Below are 14,533 nucleotides of genomic sequence, written 5' to 3' on the forward strand. Positions count from 1 at the left end.
TCATTTAGTGCACTGTGGGCAACGCCTTGAGCGCCGCCATGATAGGCGAGAGGAAACCGAGGAGGAATGAGTAGCCGAAGCGCGGAAAGGCCGGATTGCGAAGCAATATCGGTAAGAGGGAGTGGCGCAGAGTGACGCCCTGACACCTCACCCGGACCTCCCCATGGAGAGGTGAACTCCCTGGCTGGCGCCGCGTCGCGAAAATCCCTAACCTCGACCCCGACCCCATAACCCCGAATCGTTTGCTCAATGCCGCCTGCGGAACAACTCAACAACGCCTTTGAATTCACCGTCTCCGAGCTCTCCCAGTCCCTGAAGCGGACGGTGGAGGATACCTTCGGCCATGTCCGGGTCCGCGGCGAGATCTCGGGATTCCGCGGCGCCCATTCCTCCGGGCATTGCTATTTCGCGCTGAAGGACGAGAGCGCCAAGATCGAGGCGGTGATCTGGAAGGGCGTGCACGGCCGGATGCGCTTCAAGCCCCAGGAGGGGCTCGAGGTCATCGCCACCGGCAAGCTGACGACCTATCCGGGCTCCTCGAAATACCAGATCGTGATCGAGGCGCTGGAGCCGGCCGGCATCGGCGCGCTGATGGCGCTGATGGAGGAGCGCAAGAAGAAGCTCGCCGCCGAAGGCTTGTTCGACGAGGCGCGCAAGCAGCTGCTGCCCTGGCTGCCGGAGGTGATCGGCGTCGTGACCTCGCCGACCGGCGCCGTGATCCGCGACATCCTGCATCGGCTGGAGGACCGCTTCCCCCGCCGCGTGCTGGTGTGGCCGGTCAAGGTGCAGGGCGAGGGCTCGGCCGAGCAGGTCGCGGCCGCGATCCGCGGCTTCAACGCGCTGCCCGAGGGCGGCAGGATTCCGCGACCTGACGTGCTGATCGTCGCGCGCGGCGGCGGCTCGCTGGAGGATCTCTGGTCGTTCAACGAGGAGATCGTGGTGCGGGCGGCGGCCGAAAGCATGATCCCGCTGATCTCGGCGGTCGGGCACGAGACCGACATCACGCTGATCGATTTCGTCGCCGACAAGCGCGCGCCGACGCCGACGGCGGCGGCCGAGATGGCGGTGCCGGTGCGCAGCGATCTGTTCGTCGAGGTCGCCGATCTCGGTCGCCGCACCCGCGCCTATTGGCAACGCGCCCAGGAAAGCCGCCGCAGCGAGCTGCGCGCCGCCGCGCGCGCGCTGCCGGCGGCCGGCGATCTGCTCGCCATTCCCCGGCAACGGCTGGATGCGGCGGGCGCCTCCCTGCCCCGCTGCCTCAAGGCCAACACGCACGCGCATTTCCGCAGGTTCACCGCGGCCAGCTCAAAGCTGACGCTGCGGGTGCTGCACGGCCAGATCGCGCAGGCCGACCATCGCCTGACGGTGTGCGGCGAACGGCTCGGCCTGTCCGCGCGCTCGCTGCTGCGGCAGCGGCGCGACCGCTTTGCCGGGCTCGAGATCCGCCTGCGCGCCTCGAAACTCTCCAATGCGCAGGCGCAGAGGAACGCGATTGCCCGCCAGCGCGAGCGCACGCATCGCCTTAGCGAGCGGGCGCAGCGCGCGCTCGCGACGCTGCTGCACCGGCTCGATGCCCGCGTCGAGAACAGTGGCAAGCTGCTGTCGGCGCTGTCCTATCGCAGCGTGCTCGCGCGCGGCTTCGCGCTGGTGCGCGACGAGGCCGGCCATCCCGTGCATGCGGCCGATGCGATCGGTCCCGGCGCGCGCGTCGAGATCGAGTTCGCCGATGGCCGCGTCGGCGCGACCGCGGATGCGGATCGCCCGGCGCCGGTGGCAAAACGCGCGCCGGCGCAGCCAAAGCCGGCCGCGCAGGAGACGAAGCCCGCACCGAAGCGCGTGGCCAAGCCGGTGGATCAGGGCAGCCTGTTCTGAGGCGCGAGGACGGCGCTCCGCTGTCGAAGCGTTCCGAGTGCCAGCCCGTCATCCTGAGGTGCGAGGCTTGCGATGCGAACGCATCGCAAGGTGAGCCTCGAAGGATGAACGGCCGAGACCAAGCCGGGCCGTCGCCCCTTCGAGGGCCGCTGAAGAAGCGGCCACCTCAGGGTGACGGATTTGGCAGCGTAAGCTTCAGCGGCAGGACAATCCCGCGTCGATCGTGGTCCAGAAGCCGCAATGGTCCGGTGCGCGCTGTTGGCCGGCATGGGCCTCGTACAGCAAGAGCGCGACGGTGAAGACGACCAGTGCGGAGACGAGGACGATGCGGTTGCGCATGGGATTGCGTTGAATCGATATCATGGCCGAACCAAGGCGTCTCATCGGCTACCGCGCCAGCCACCTTACGACGTCCTTCTGCGACTCCGCGCGCGCCTGCGCATCCGTGCCGGGATGGCCGCGCTCGGGCGCGGCATCAACGCTGCCGGCAGCTGCGTGCAGCGGCGTGTTGGCGCGGTCGAAATCGTGGTCGGCGCCGGGATAGACCACGATGCGCGCGAGCGCGCTGCGGCCATGCGCGCCTTCGACCATCTGGCGGCAGGCCGGCGGAGACGAGACGTCGTCATCGGCGCCGATCAGCACCAGGGTGGGCACGCGCGTGCTCCAGCCGAGGCCGGCGGAAATCCGGCAGTCGGGATAGAACGCGATCGCGGCGCGGAAATCCGGACCCAAATCCGGACCCAGGTCCCGCGCGGCACTCTGCGGACGCACGGCCCAGAGCAGCGCGCTGGCGCCATTGGCCCAGCCCATCAGGCTGACGCGGTCGCGCGCCACCCAACTCTGCTTCATCAGCCAGGCCCGCGCCGCCGCGATGTCGCCGACGCGCTCACGTCGCGCCTTGACGTGCATCTCCTTGACGCGGCATTGCGGCCCGAGCTCGCGCGAGCCGTAGCTGTCGGGCCACAGCACCGCGTTACCGGCCTTGAGCAGGCGCTCGGCCCAGTCGCGATAGCGCGGCAGGACGGAATCGGAATGGCCGCTGAGCCCGCCACAGCCATGCAGCGCGATCACGGTCGGAAACGGGCCTGTGCCGTCGGGCTTGTAGAGCTGCGCATGGAGGACGCCCGACGCCAGCGGAATCTCGACCGGCTGCGGCGCCGGCGCGGCACGCGCGGCCGACATCAGCAGCATCGCGAACAGGGCGGTCAATCGAAGGCGCATCGGACTCTGCCGTAGGAGGTGCCGGAACCAGCGCTGCTTCGCGGAAGGCATGATCACGCGGGAGCGGCGGCAAAACATCACAAGCCGGTGGGTTTACCGGGCGGACAAGCCGCCCTATCTATGCTACATCCCGGCCAACACATCGTGCCCTCCAGGGGTTTCCTTGCGAGCGGCCTTCCACGGAGACTTTCGACCGTGCTGAACAAGTTCGGCCCCTCGGGCCATGGCGAAGCGCAGGTGCAATATCTCGACGGCGATTTCCGCGTGATCTCGCCGGGGACTTTCGTGCGCTGCGCGATCACGGACGTCCGGATCCCGCTCGACGAGCTGAAGTACTGGAGCGTGGACCTGCAAGAGGCCTACGCCACGCCCGCCGCCGTCTTGCAGCGGCATTTTCCCGGCGCGCCGAAACCGCAGGAATGATCCCGCAGGGTGGGCAAAGGCGCAACGCGCCGTGCCCACCATTTCTGCACGATCGCGACGAAGCACGTGGGCACGCTTCGCTTTGCCCACCCTACAAGATCGAGCTCTTGGCATGGTTCGGCTATTGCGGCTCGGGAGCATCGCGCGCGGACTGCAATTTCATCTGACCTCTCCTGGACGCAGCTCTATCGATAGGAGCCTGGCCATGAATGCCGGCTGAATGTCCGTTCGGCGTCGCCATCTACCTGCCAACGGCCAACCTCAGCTCCGGTGGCGGCAACGGCACGAGCACATCCTGCACCAAGATCATCTCCGCCACGCCGCTCCGCGTTGCATCGAACAGTGCGTGCACTCAGTGGTCATTCATTTCGCGCTGTGGTTGGATTCTTCGTTGCGATTCGGCGCCCTTAAGTTGTTCGACGAAGTCTTGGTGAAACAGAGGGCTGCTATAGTTACATGTTAGGTAACTGGCCCTGCTCCTCTTATCGCGCAGACAATCAAGCCAACCAAACGACCATCGAGCTTTGGAATTGGCGCAGTCTGTGAACGGGCTCATATCGAAGAGTCATCTGGACGGCTACGTTCACCAGGAAAATTCGCGGCGGAATATAAAGCCAAACGATGGGGGTGATCATGCCCGCCATATTAGAGTTGCTCTATCGAGAATATTGTCGCGCCCGTCTTGCTGAAATGCGGAAACAGCTTCTGATCGCGACTGAACGCGCTCAGGCGCTGGACGCGGATCATCATCCTGCGGATCGGGGTGACGACGACAAGACGGACATACATCGCCAACCCGATTACCGCGCGCCGCACTGAAGCGGCCCGACGACGGACAACCTCTCCCGCGTAGCAATGACCAAGCAATTGGCAACAGTTTGGGAGCCTGCAATGAATACACCCGAATATTATGCTGTCATGGTGGCCTGCCTCTCGTGCCTGACCATTGTCGGAATGATGGCCGCTGGGGCGTGGTGAGCATAACTGACTGCTGAAGCACGATCGCCGCGGGGAACCGAGGCTGCTGGCAAGCACGTCCATCCGACCCATGACACCGGACGCAGCACGCACCGCATTGCATCGTCCGTCGACGGACGCGAGACCTTCGTCTCGCCTCGGCTTGCAGAATTGATTGTTCTGCGATGTGAGCGTTGCCGCCGCCTGCAACGCCTGCGGCGGCAACGCTCGAGATCCGGATGTCAGCCTCCGGGCGGAGTATATGAGGAGCGCAGCTTCGCCGCGTTCTGGCGGACCTGCTTGATCTCGTCCTGCGTGAACAACCGGGTCAGCTTCACGTTCTGCAGGGTGCCTGCCGTAACGGTCAGTCCGGAAATGGCCGGAGCCGCACTGGGATCAGGCACATCGAAAATCACCAGGACCCCTGGGCCGTCGGCCGCAACGCTGTACATCGAAATCAGCTTTCCGCCGGCCGCCTCGATGAGTTTCCTGGCCGCTTCCTGGCGATTGGTCGTGGGATTTTCCAAGATCGCGTTGAGCGCGCGTGGTGTGTATTGTCCGGTGAGGCAAAAATGCATGGCATGTTCTCCTCTGAACTCTTAGCAATACCTCTTCGTGCCGTTCCGAGCTGGTCGTTACGGCCATCGCACCTGAAATGATGAAGATACACTGCCCGCCGTGGGCATAAACGCCGCCGATAATTTCCGGGAGTTCGGCACGTCCCGGTGACGGCTCTCATGAAAGGCTACATCAACTCCCGGACGTGCGGAAGAGACTTTGTCGCCCGCGACATGACAGCTCGGTTCACACATCGCATCGCGCCAATCAATTCGCCATCACACGTTGCGTTCGCGCAGGAAAGCGCGAGGCGCAATCTTCGCGGAATAGCCTTGCCTCTCTACGAGATCATCGCCTGCCGAATCTTCGCTCGCGCGCCCTGTAGAGCTGGTCGCCGATCAACTGCCGCAGCGCGTCGGGATCGTCGAACTCGAGATGGACGGCAAACGGCACGATGTCGTCGGGCACGCCCTCTCTGCCGCGCAGGCGTACGAGGTCCTTTTCCGTCGTCACCAGCGTGAGCTGCTCGCGCAGGGCCTCCGCCGCGAGGGCTGCGATCTCCTCGCCCGAGAACATGTGATGATCGGCGAAGGCGCGGGTGCGCGCGACCTCGATGCCGCAGGCGCTAAGGGTCCGGAAGAAGCGTCCGGGATCACCGATGCCGGCGAAGGCGAACACCTTCTGGCCGAGCAACCGCGCGAGCGAGGCCGGATCCGGCTTCAGCCGCGCGCGCAGCTCGGGCTTGTTGCGCTTGGCGAGCTCGGCGGCGACGTCGTTGGCGGCGCGGCCGTCGCCGATCAGCACCAGCGCGTCGGTGCGCGCGAGCTGCGGCTGCAACGGCGCGCGCAAGGGGCCGGCGGGAAACACCTCGCCATTGCCGAGGCCGCGCTCGCTGTCGATCACGATCAGCGAGGCGTCCTTGAGCAGGCGCGGATTCTGAAAACCGTCGTCCATCACGATCATGGTGGCGCCTTGCGACTTCGCCAGCGCGACGCCGTCAAGACGGTCGCGCGCCACCGCGACCGGGACGTCGCGCGCCATCATCAAGGGCTCGTCGCCGACATCGGCCGCGTTGTGGCGGGCGCGATCGACCATGACCGGGCCTTTCAGGCGCCCGCCATAGCCGCGGCTGAGCACCACCGGCGTCTCGCCGAGCGCGCGCAGCAGCTTCGTCAGCGCCAGCACGGTCGGGGTCTTGCCGGCGCCGCCGACATGGTAATTGCCGACGCAGATCACGGGAATGCCGGCGTCGGCGCCCTGGCGCAGCATGCGCCATTCGGCGATCGCGCCGTAGAGCGCTCCGAGCGGCCAAAACGCATATGAGGCAAGAGAACGTGGCCGGTACCAGAAGGCCGGCTCACGCATTGGCGGCCCCCATCTCGATCCGCAATTGCAGCAGATAGGGCTCGAGCGCCGTCATGGTGCGATCCAGCGCGCCGCCGAGCTGCTCGACCACACCGGCGCCTGCGCGCTGCATCTTCTCGCGGACGGTCGGCTCGGCCAGCAGCAGGCCGAGCTGCTTGACCAGCGCTTCCTGCGTATCGGCCTGCCGCGCCGCGCCGCTCGCATCGAGCGCCTCGAACACTTCGGCGAAGTTGAAGACGTGCGGCCCGTGGACGATGGCGGCACCGAGCTTGATCGCCTCGATCGGATTCTGCCCGCCGTGGCGGATCAGCGATCCGCCCATGAACACGATTCCCGAGAGGCGGTAGAACAGGCCGAGCTCGCCCATGGTGTCGGCGACATAGATGTCGGTGGTCGCGGTCGGCAGCTCCTCGCGCGAGCGCAACGCCGGCGTCAGGCCCGAGGCCGTGACCAGGCCCGCGATCGAAGAGCCGCGATCGGGATGCCGCGGCACGATCACGGTGAGGAGCTGCGGGAAGAAGCCGACCAGGCTGCGATGCGCCGCGACCAGCATCTCGTCCTCGCCCGGATGGGTCGAGGCCGCGACGATGATCGGCCGGCCGCGCGTCATCGCCATCAGCCGTTCGAGCCTGGCGGGATCGGCCGGCGGCGCCGGCACGTCGAGCTTGAGATTGCCCGTGGTGACGACATCGCGGCCACCCAGCGCGGAGAAGCGCTCGGCATCGATCTTCGACTGCGCCAGGCAAATGTCGAACCGCGACAGCAGCGCCGAGATGGTGCCGTGCATGCGCTGCCAGCGCGGGAAGGAGCGCGGCGACATCCGCCCGTTGATCAGCACCATCGGCACGCGGCGCGCCGCCCCGGCCAGGATCAGGTTCGGCCACAGATCGGATTCGATGAACAGGGCCAGCGACGGCTTCCAATGGTCGAGGAAGCGCGCGACGTAGCGCGGCGAATCATACGGCACGTATTGATGGATGACGTCGGGCGGAAAGCGCTTTGCGACCACGGCAGCCGAGGTGACGGTGCCCGAGGTGAGCAGGATGCGCAGGTTGAGATCGCGCAAGCGCTCGATCAGCGCCGCCGCGGCCAGCACCTCGCCGACACTGGCGCCGTGGATCCAGACCAGCGGGCCATGCGGCCGCACGTCGCGTGAGATGCCGCGCCGCTCGCCGACGCGCGCGGGGTCTTCCTTGCCCTGCCTCAGCCGCCGCTTGATCAGCGCAGGCGCAAGCGGCACCAGGCCCGCGGCCAGGCGCCGATACATCCGCAACGTCATCGGCAGCGCAATGGGCAGCGATTTAGCCATCTTGCGGCCCCGGACGGCCGAGCTGCGCGTAGGCGCGGCGGGTCGCCTCGTTCAACGTCTCTTCCAGCTCCAGCCGCAACGCTTCCATCGTGGCGGCGTCGGCATCTGGGGGAACGTGGATTTCCTTGATGCCGACCAGGGCGCCCCGCCCGAACGGCAGGTTGATGGTGGTGCGGTCCCAGTTCTTCAGCCGGATGAAGCGGCTGGTCGCCATCGCGAAAGGCATGATCGGCCGCCCCGATTCCCGTGCCAACATGATGATGCCGAGCCCGGCCACGCGCGCGCGCTTGGGGACATCGGCAGTCAGCGCGACATTACAACCGTCCTGGAGCGTCCGCACCATTTCCTTGAAGGCGCCGACTCCGCCCTTGCGGTGAAAGGCGCCGCCATGATCGCCGGAACCGCGGATCAGGCCGATGCCGAGCCGCTCCACCGCGATGGCGTTGAACTCGCCGTCGCGGTGACGGGAGATCAGGACCTTGGCCCGATAGGAGGCCTTGTTCTGGTTCTTGATGAAGGGCGTGAGGAAATGCTGGCCGTGCCAGAAGGCGAAGATCGCCGGGAGCTGCGGCTCGACGCGTTCATAGACGTCGGGCGGATCCAGCGTGAACTTGTTGGTCCGCCAGACCAGGCGCAGATATTCGGCCGCCAGAACCCCGACGGCACGCTGAAACCAGCTGCTCCGCAGCGTATTGCGAAGCAGTCTTTTCAACGTGCCGGTTCTTGATTCGGGTCGAGCAGCCGATGGAGATGGACGATGAAATAGCGCATCTGCGCGTTGTCGACCGTGCTCTGCGCCTTGGCCCGCCAAGCGGCGTGGGCGGTGGCGTAATTCGGATAGAGGCCGACGATCTCGACGTCGTCGAGATTCTTGAAGACGTTCTGCTCGAGATCGACGAGCTCGCCGCCGATGACGAGGTGAAGCAATTGTTGCGGGGCACTATCTGGCATCAGTTCTGTTCCTAACGGGCTGCCCGGCAAAGCAGTGTTCGACAAGCACAGTGTTCGACAGGCACGACGACGGGCGCTTCAGGCCAAGGGGCGGTTTCGAAAATGCGCGACAATGCCCGCATGACGATCGCGTCCCGCTGCCACCAGCACCCCGTGCGCCACTTCCCGGCGGTTATAGAGGATGGGTTCTCCGGAGAGGTCGCTCATCCTACCATCGGCTTCCTGCACGATCAAATCGGCCGCCGCAAGGTCCCAATCGTGGCTGTTGCCCCCCGCAAAAGCCGCATCCAGCGCGCCATGGGCGACCCGGCACAGCCGCAGCGCCAGCGAGCCGATTCGCGGATGCAGCTTGATGTCGCCAAGCGACGGCTTCAGGCGCTCGACCAGCGGCTTCGGCCCCGCGACGCGGGCAAAATCCAGCTCGGCTCCTGAGGTCGCCCGCACCGGCTTGTCGTTGAGCGTCGTGCCTCGTCCGCGCGCGGCGAAGAAGAACTCGCCGGTCGTCGGCGCGAACACCGCGGCCAGCACGGGCGCGGCATCCGCGACCAGTGCGACGCTGACGCACCATTCGTCATGGCCGCCGAGATAGTTGCGGGTGCCGTCGATGGGATCGACGATCCAGGTCAGCCGCCGCGACAGCCGGTCAGCGTCATCGGCGCTCTCCTCGGACAGCCAGCCATAATCAGGCGTCGCGCTGCGCAAGCGCGTTTCGAGCAGATCGTTGACGGCGATGTCGGCCTCCGAGACCGGCGAGGACGCGCCCTTGGTCCACTTCTTCAGCTCGGTGCGGAACATCGACTGCGCCAGCGCGCCCGCCTCCCGCACCGTGTCCTGCAGCAGCGCCGCGTCGCGCGCCAGGATCGTGTCGTTCGCGTCAGCGTCCGCCAAGCGTCAAACCCTCGATGCGCACCGTCGGCGCATTGATGCCGTAGCGGAATTCGAGATTGTTCGCGGGCTGCATCGACTTGAAGATCTCGAACAGATGGCCGGCGATGGTGACTTCGCTGACGGGATAGGTGATCTCGCCGTTCTCGATCCAGAAGCCGGAGGCGCCGCGGCTGTAATCGCCGGTCACGCCGTTGACGCCGGAGCCGATCAGATCGGTGACGTAAAAACCTTGGCTGATGTCGGAGATCAGCTCGGCCGGGCTCGGCGTGCCGGGCTCCAGATGCAGATTGTACGGCCCGGGCGAGGGCGAGGAGGAAACGCCGCGATGGGCGTGGCCGGTGGTGACGAGGCCAAGCTCGCGCGCGGTGGCGCAATCGAGCAGCCAGGTCGTCAGCACGCCCTCGTCGACCAGCGCGGTTCTCTTCACCGCGACGCCCTCGGCATCGAAGGTCTGCGAGCGCAGGCCGCGCTTGCGCAGGGGATCGTCGATGATGCGGATGTTGTTCGCGAACAGCTGCTGGCCGAGCTTGTCCTTCAGGAAGCTGGTCTTGCGCGCGATCGAGGCGCCGTTGATGGCGCCGACGAGATGACCGACCAGCGAGCCGGCAACGCGCGGATCGAACACGACGGGGACCTTGCAAGTTTCGACCTTGCGCGGATTGGAGCGCGCCACGGTGCGCTCGCCGGCGGAACGGCCGACGGCTTCCGGCGACAACAGGTCGGCGGCATGCGGCGCCGAGGTGAAGTCGTAGTCGCGCTCCATGCCGGTGCCCTCGCCCGAGATGGCGGTGGCCGAGATGCCCTGGCTGGAGCGCAGGTAGGAGCCGTGGAAGCCGGTCGAGGTGACGAGCACCATGCCGCCGATGCCGGCCGAAGCCGAGGCGCCGCCGGATTTTGTCACGCCCTTCACCGCGAGAGCCGCGGCTTCGGCCGCGAGCGCGCGGCGCTCGAGCTCGCTGGTTGCGGGCACGCCGGGATCGAGCAGGTCGAGATCGGGGAAATCGCGCGCGAGCAGCGCGGGATCGGCGAGGCCGACATATTTGTCGTCGGGCGCGACGCGCGCCATCGCGACCGCGCGTTCGGCAAGCTTGGTCACGGCATCGCCGCTGACGTCGTTGGTCGAGACCACGGCCTGGCGCTGGCCGACCAGCACCCGCAGGCCGACATCGTCGCCCTCGGACCGCTCGGATTCCTCGACGCGTCCGTCGCGCACCTCGACGCCTTGCGAGACGCCGCGCACCGCGACCGCATCGGCCGCGTCCGCGCCCGCGCGCCTGGCCGCCTCGACCAGCCGCTGCGCGAGATCGGAGAGCGCGGACTGATCGAACAGGTCGCGATTGGCTGTGGTCGAGCTTGCGGACGGTGAAGAGTTCACGAACGAAATCCTGTTGGGGCGGGGTGCGGGGACCGGAACCCACAGATGTGCCCTGATCGCGCGGACTTCAAGCATTTTCAGCCCGCCAAAAGCTCAGATTCTCACCATCGGCGCAACGTCTCGTCAATCATGCGCGCCAAGGTCTTGTCAATCATGAGGAGCAGTGACGGTGGGTTAACCAGCCTTTTTAAGCGGTTTCGGAAGGGCGCGCGCTAAGGTCCTCGCATCGACCGGGAACATAATCCCGGCGGGGAGAACGAAAGCCGTGAGGCGTCAAACAGCAACATGCGGGGCCCACCCCGCCGGGTCGAGCCGCTCGCTGCGGCTCGACCCTCTTTCCCTTCCGGTCCGCTTCGATGCGCACGATCCGCGCGCCGACGGATATACGAGGCAGATCGAGCTTCATCGCGAACGTGTCGTGCTGCGCCGTGCCGTCCGCGGCATGCAGATGGCGATCAACGTCCGCGTCAGCGACTTCACCGGCGTCGCGCTGCGCGGCAATGACGAGGCGCAAGCCCTCGTCCTCGTGCATCGCGATCCCTCGCTGTCCGTGCCGCTGCTGGTCGGGGCCGACGGCGACGAGATCGCGCAGGCCTGGGCGGTCTGGAGCGAAATCTTCGCGCTGCCGCAGCTCGACGAGGGCGCCCGCAAGCCCGCACCGCGCCGCCGCCGCGCCAACGCGATCCGCGCCCGCCGCCCAAAATTCCTGATGCGCCGCCGTGTTGCGATGGCGCGCGAGTTGCCCGTGCATCGCGAAGAACGCGAGATCATCGCGCGGAATTAGACGGCAATCACAGGTGCCGTAGGGTGGGCAAAGCGCAAGCGTGCCCACCTTCTTTTCAATGATCGAGAGATCGTGGGCACGGCGCAAATGCGCCTATGCCCACCCTACGAATTTACGCCGACCGCATCACCGCGTCCGCGAGCAATCCCGCGAACAGCAGCAAGCCCGCATGCTTGTTCGACTTGAACAGGCGCAAACACAAATCCGGATCCTCGATCCGCAGGCGCACGATCTGCCACGCCAGATGGGCGGCGAAGGCGGCGAGGCCGAGCCAGGCCGGCCAGAGCGCATCGGCCGAGGCGAGCGCGACGCCGATCAGCATCACCGACAGCCCGTAGAACAGGATCAGCGCCTGGCGCGTATGCGCGCCGAACAGGCGTGCGGTCGACTTGATGCCGATCAGCGCGTCGTCTTCGGCGTCCTGATGCGCGTAGACCGTGTCATAGCCGATCACCCAGGAAATCGCGCCGGCATAGAGCACCAGCGCAGTGACGTCGATGCGGCCGAAGGTGACGGCAAACCCCATCAGCGCGCCCCAGGAGAAGGCAAGCCCGAGCACGATCTGCGGCCACCAGGTGATCCGCTTCATGAAGGGATAGATCGCGACGATCAGGAGCGACGCGATGCCGGTCGCGATCGCGAAGCGGTTGAACTGCAGCAGCACCAGAAGGCCGACCATCGCCTGCGCGACCATGAAGGCCAGCGCCTGCTTCGTGCTCACCTGCCCCGACGGCAGCGGCCGCGAGCGGGTGCGCTCGACCTTGTCGTCGAGATCGCGATCGGTGATGTCATTCCAGGTGCAGCCCGCGCCGCGCATCACGAAGGCGCCGATGAAGAACAGCACGATGGTGAGCGGCAGTCCGCGGACGTCATGCGCCATGCCGCTCGCGAGCGCAGCCGACCACCAGCATGGCATCAGCAGCAGCCAGGAGCCGATCGGACGATCGAAGCGGGACAAGCGGAGGTAAGGCCGTGCCCATGGCGGCGCGAGCGTATCGACCCAGTTGCCGGTGGAATCGGCAACGCGGGCGGACGCGCTAGTGCCCAGTTTTCGAAGTTCGTATTCCATCGCGGCGTATCCGGTACGAACTTCGAAAACTACAAGGGCACTAGCCAGAAAACTCTAATTTGCGTGCCGCTTATCGATTTGAAGTTCCTATGAGATCTCGCGGCGAGCACCGTAGGAACTTCAAATCGGCGGCGCGTGTATTATCGGGTGAGGACGTTGCCGTTGAGCGTGTCGAAGGTGCTGCCGCCCTTCTTGCCGGCATTGGCCTCAGGCGCCGAGGCCGACCCCAGCACCTCGCTCAGCGACGGGCCTGCGGGGCGCGCCTGCTGTTGCTGCGCGACGTTGCAGACCTTGTTGGCCATGGCCTCGGTATTCTTGTGGCCGTCCTTCATCTGCGCGCCGACCTGCGCCGGAATTCCGCATTTGGCGGCGTGAGTCTCGATGTACTTGATCATCTTGCTCTCGGCCTGGCTGAAATTGCGGATCAGCTTGCAGGCCTCGTCAGGCGGCGCGTGACGGTCGCTCGCGGCCTTGATCAGCTTGCCGCGCTTCTCGGCTTCTTCGCGCAGGGGCATGAAGGCCTTCATGCAATCCTCGCCGGGACCGGCTTGCGTGGGCGGAGCCGCGCCGAAGGCACCGGCCCCACCGATCGGCGCCGCGCCGTTCACGGGAAATGACGATTGCGGGGTCGTACCGACCGACGCGGTCGGCGCCGCACCGCTCACCGGCGGAAACGGCGAACTGGCGGGGGCCTGATTGGGCAGGGGAGCCGGGAACGCGCTTTGCGCATAGGCACAAGAGGCGCCCATGGTGACCATGGCGGCAGCGATCGGAACCATCAAATGACGGATCATCAAGAAAATCTCTCCGGCAGGAGCTTACGGGGTCCAGCGTCTTCCAATCGAAGCGCAACCAGCGTGCTCGCGATTTTACGATTCCCGCCGGCGCTTAACAACCCGCCGAATAGGGCAAGAGCGCGGCGCACCGACGCGGCGGATTGGCAATATTTACCCCCGAAATGGCCGCTTTCGGTTAATAACGGCGCCAAATTGGACTTTTGAACGATGCCCTCCCACGATTTTCGAGCCCCCCGCCTGTTCGTCGATGCCCCCCTTGCCCAGGACGCCAGGGTCCCGCTCGACCGCGACCAGAGCAATTATCTCGGCAACGTGCTGCGGCTTTCCGCCGGGGCCGAGGTCTTGGCGTTCAACGGCCGGGACGGCGAGTGGCAGGCCGCCATTGAAGGCCGCAAGCGGCCGGACGGCCTCGTCATCCTCCAGCAGACCCGGCCCCAGGACCGGCTTGCCGACCTCGCCTACGTCTTCGCCCCGCTGAAGCACGCCCGGCTCGACTACATGGTCCAGAAAGCCATCGAGATGGGCGCCGCCGCGCTGCATCCGGTTCTGACCCGGTTCACCCAGGCCTCCCGCGTCAACACCGAGCGGATGCGGGCCAATGTCGTCGAGGCAGCCGAGCAGTGCGGCATCCTGAGCATCGCCACTGTCGCCGAACCGGTGGCCCTGGAGCGCTTCCTCAGCCAGCGCCCGGCCGGCCGCCTGCTGATCTTCTGCGACGAGGCAGCAGAGGTCGAAAACCCGGTTCAGAGCCTGCAAGCCGTGCGCGCGGCCGGACAAGGTATCGACGTCCTGATCGGCCCCGAAGGCGGCTTTGCCGAGGACGAGCGGGCCCTGCTGCTGCGGCAGCCCAAGATCCTCCGGCTCGCCCTGGGCCCTCGGATCATGCGGGCCGACACCGCCGCCGTGGCGGCGCTGGCACTGGTCCAGGCGGTATTGGGCGATTGGGGCAGTAAAGGGGGCTAAC

General features: G+C 66.4%; 15 protein-coding genes. 4 read left to right on the forward strand and 11 right to left on the reverse strand.

The genetic code is table 11. From position 1 onward, the window contains the following. Window positions 1–249: 249 nt before the first annotated feature. On the forward strand, window positions 250–1,872 hold the full coding sequence (xseA, locus tag WI560_RS28100) for an exodeoxyribonuclease VII large subunit (RefSeq protein ID WP_375305783.1): 1,623 nt from the start codon (window positions 250–252) through the stop codon (window positions 1,870–1,872). A 195-nt stretch (window positions 1,873–2,067) separates the two neighbouring features. Here the strand turns inward: xseA and WI560_RS28105 are convergent, their stop codons facing one another. After that, complete coding sequence (locus tag WI560_RS28105; RefSeq protein WP_375305784.1) at window positions 2,068–2,235, reverse strand: hypothetical protein; 168 nt, start codon at window positions 2,233–2,235, stop codon at window positions 2,068–2,070. Window positions 2,236–2,259: 24 nt separating this feature from the next. Further along, window positions 2,260–3,093, reverse strand: a complete 834-nt coding sequence (locus WI560_RS28110; RefSeq protein ID WP_375305785.1) for a dienelactone hydrolase family protein — start codon at window positions 3,091–3,093, stop codon at window positions 2,260–2,262. A 195-nt stretch (window positions 3,094–3,288) separates the two neighbouring features. On the opposite strand from WI560_RS28110, the gene WI560_RS28115 reads away from it, so the two are divergent. Further along, window positions 3,289–3,516 (forward strand): DUF2093 domain-containing protein, encoded by a 228-nt coding sequence (locus tag WI560_RS28115; RefSeq protein ID WP_257176465.1) that lies wholly within the window; start codon window positions 3,289–3,291, stop codon window positions 3,514–3,516. Between the two features lie 1,199 nt (window positions 3,517–4,715). Here the strand turns inward: WI560_RS28115 and WI560_RS28120 are convergent. From WI560_RS28120 to WI560_RS28150, 7 genes are all read right to left on the reverse strand, one after another. Then, window positions 4,716–5,051 carry a GYD domain-containing protein gene (locus WI560_RS28120; RefSeq protein ID WP_011090245.1) on the reverse strand — a complete coding sequence of 112 codons (336 nt, stop codon included), beginning with the start codon at window positions 5,049–5,051 and terminating at the stop codon, window positions 4,716–4,718. 328 nt (window positions 5,052–5,379) lie between these two features. Beyond that, the gene (gene lpxK / locus WI560_RS28125; protein WP_375305786.1) at window positions 5,380–6,396 is read right to left on the reverse strand and encodes a tetraacyldisaccharide 4'-kinase; all 1,017 of its coding nucleotides are present in this window, start codon (window positions 6,394–6,396) and stop codon (window positions 5,380–5,382) included. Next, complete coding sequence (locus tag WI560_RS28130; RefSeq protein ID WP_375305787.1) at window positions 6,389–7,705, reverse strand: 3-deoxy-D-manno-octulosonic acid transferase; 1,317 nt, start codon at window positions 7,703–7,705, stop codon at window positions 6,389–6,391. The genes lpxK and WI560_RS28130 overlap by 8 nt, the downstream gene beginning before the upstream one ends. Next, a complete protein-coding gene (locus WI560_RS28135) occupies window positions 7,698–8,417 on the reverse strand; it encodes a lysophospholipid acyltransferase family protein (RefSeq protein WP_375305788.1) in 720 nt (239 codons plus the stop codon). The genes WI560_RS28130 and WI560_RS28135 overlap by 8 nt, the downstream gene beginning before the upstream one ends. Then, window positions 8,414–8,656: a DUF4170 domain-containing protein gene (locus tag WI560_RS28140; RefSeq protein ID WP_028134338.1), complete on the reverse strand. Its 243-nt coding sequence runs from the start codon at window positions 8,654–8,656 to the stop codon at window positions 8,414–8,416. Before WI560_RS28140 ends, WI560_RS28135 begins: the two co-directional genes overlap by 4 nt. A 78-nt stretch (window positions 8,657–8,734) precedes the next feature. Then, a complete protein-coding gene (locus WI560_RS28145; protein WP_375305789.1) occupies window positions 8,735–9,544 on the reverse strand; it encodes a 3'(2'),5'-bisphosphate nucleotidase CysQ in 810 nt (269 codons plus the stop codon). Next, window positions 9,531–10,919, reverse strand: coding sequence for a TldD/PmbA family protein (locus WI560_RS28150; protein ID WP_375305790.1), 1,389 nt, complete (start codon window positions 10,917–10,919; stop codon window positions 9,531–9,533). Before WI560_RS28150 ends, WI560_RS28145 begins: the two co-directional genes overlap by 14 nt. Before the next feature lie 265 nt (window positions 10,920–11,184). On the opposite strand from WI560_RS28150, the gene WI560_RS28155 reads away from it, so the two are divergent. Continuing rightward, complete coding sequence (locus tag WI560_RS28155; RefSeq protein WP_375305791.1) at window positions 11,185–11,703, forward strand: DUF6101 family protein; 519 nt, start codon at window positions 11,185–11,187, stop codon at window positions 11,701–11,703. A 112-nt stretch (window positions 11,704–11,815) separates the two neighbouring features. Here the strand turns inward: WI560_RS28155 and ubiA are convergent, their stop codons facing one another. Together ubiA and WI560_RS28165 are read right to left on the reverse strand one after the other, a co-directional pair. After that, window positions 11,816–12,772 (reverse strand): 4-hydroxybenzoate octaprenyltransferase, encoded by a 957-nt coding sequence (ubiA, locus tag WI560_RS28160; RefSeq protein WP_375305792.1) that lies wholly within the window; start codon window positions 12,770–12,772, stop codon window positions 11,816–11,818. Between the two features lie 140 nt (window positions 12,773–12,912). Next, window positions 12,913–13,566, reverse strand: a complete 654-nt coding sequence (locus tag WI560_RS28165; RefSeq protein ID WP_375305793.1) for a hypothetical protein — start codon at window positions 13,564–13,566, stop codon at window positions 12,913–12,915. A 210-nt stretch (window positions 13,567–13,776) separates the two neighbouring features. On the opposite strand from WI560_RS28165, the gene WI560_RS28170 reads away from it, so the two are divergent. Then, window positions 13,777–14,532 carry a 16S rRNA (uracil(1498)-N(3))-methyltransferase gene (locus tag WI560_RS28170; RefSeq protein ID WP_375305794.1) on the forward strand — a complete coding sequence of 252 codons (756 nt, stop codon included), beginning with the start codon at window positions 13,777–13,779 and terminating at the stop codon, window positions 14,530–14,532. Window position 14,533 lies beyond the last annotated feature (1 nt).

It is taken from the genome of Bradyrhizobium sp. A11, from assembly GCF_042077125.1.
In the GTDB taxonomy this organism is placed as follows: Bacteria; Pseudomonadota; Alphaproteobacteria; order Rhizobiales; family Xanthobacteraceae; genus Bradyrhizobium; species Bradyrhizobium japonicum_B.

Excerpts from the sequence above, each read along its gene's own strand:
- xseA (WP_375305783.1), top strand. The coding sequence starts at position 250 with ATGCCGCCTGCGGAACAACTCAACAACGCCTTTGAATTCACCGTCTCC.
- WI560_RS28105 (WP_375305784.1), bottom strand. The coding sequence starts at position 2,235 with ATGATATCGATTCAACGCAATCCCATGCGCAACCGCATCGTCCTCGTC.
- WI560_RS28110 (WP_375305785.1), bottom strand. The coding sequence starts at position 3,093 with ATGCGCCTTCGATTGACCGCCCTGTTCGCGATGCTGCTGATGTCGGCC.
- WI560_RS28120 (WP_011090245.1), bottom strand. The coding sequence starts at position 5,051 with ATGCATTTTTGCCTCACCGGACAATACACACCACGCGCGCTCAACGCG.
- lpxK (WP_375305786.1), bottom strand. The coding sequence starts at position 6,396 with ATGCGTGAGCCGGCCTTCTGGTACCGGCCACGTTCTCTTGCCTCATAT.
- WI560_RS28130 (WP_375305787.1), bottom strand. The coding sequence starts at position 7,705 with ATGGCTAAATCGCTGCCCATTGCGCTGCCGATGACGTTGCGGATGTAT.
- WI560_RS28140 (WP_028134338.1), bottom strand. The coding sequence starts at position 8,656 with ATGCCAGATAGTGCCCCGCAACAATTGCTTCACCTCGTCATCGGCGGC.
- ubiA (WP_375305792.1), bottom strand. The coding sequence starts at position 12,772 with ATGGAATACGAACTTCGAAAACTGGGCACTAGCGCGTCCGCCCGCGTT.
- WI560_RS28165 (WP_375305793.1), bottom strand. The coding sequence starts at position 13,566 with ATGATCCGTCATTTGATGGTTCCGATCGCTGCCGCCATGGTCACCATG.
- WI560_RS28170 (WP_375305794.1), top strand. The coding sequence starts at position 13,777 with ATGCCCTCCCACGATTTTCGAGCCCCCCGCCTGTTCGTCGATGCCCCC.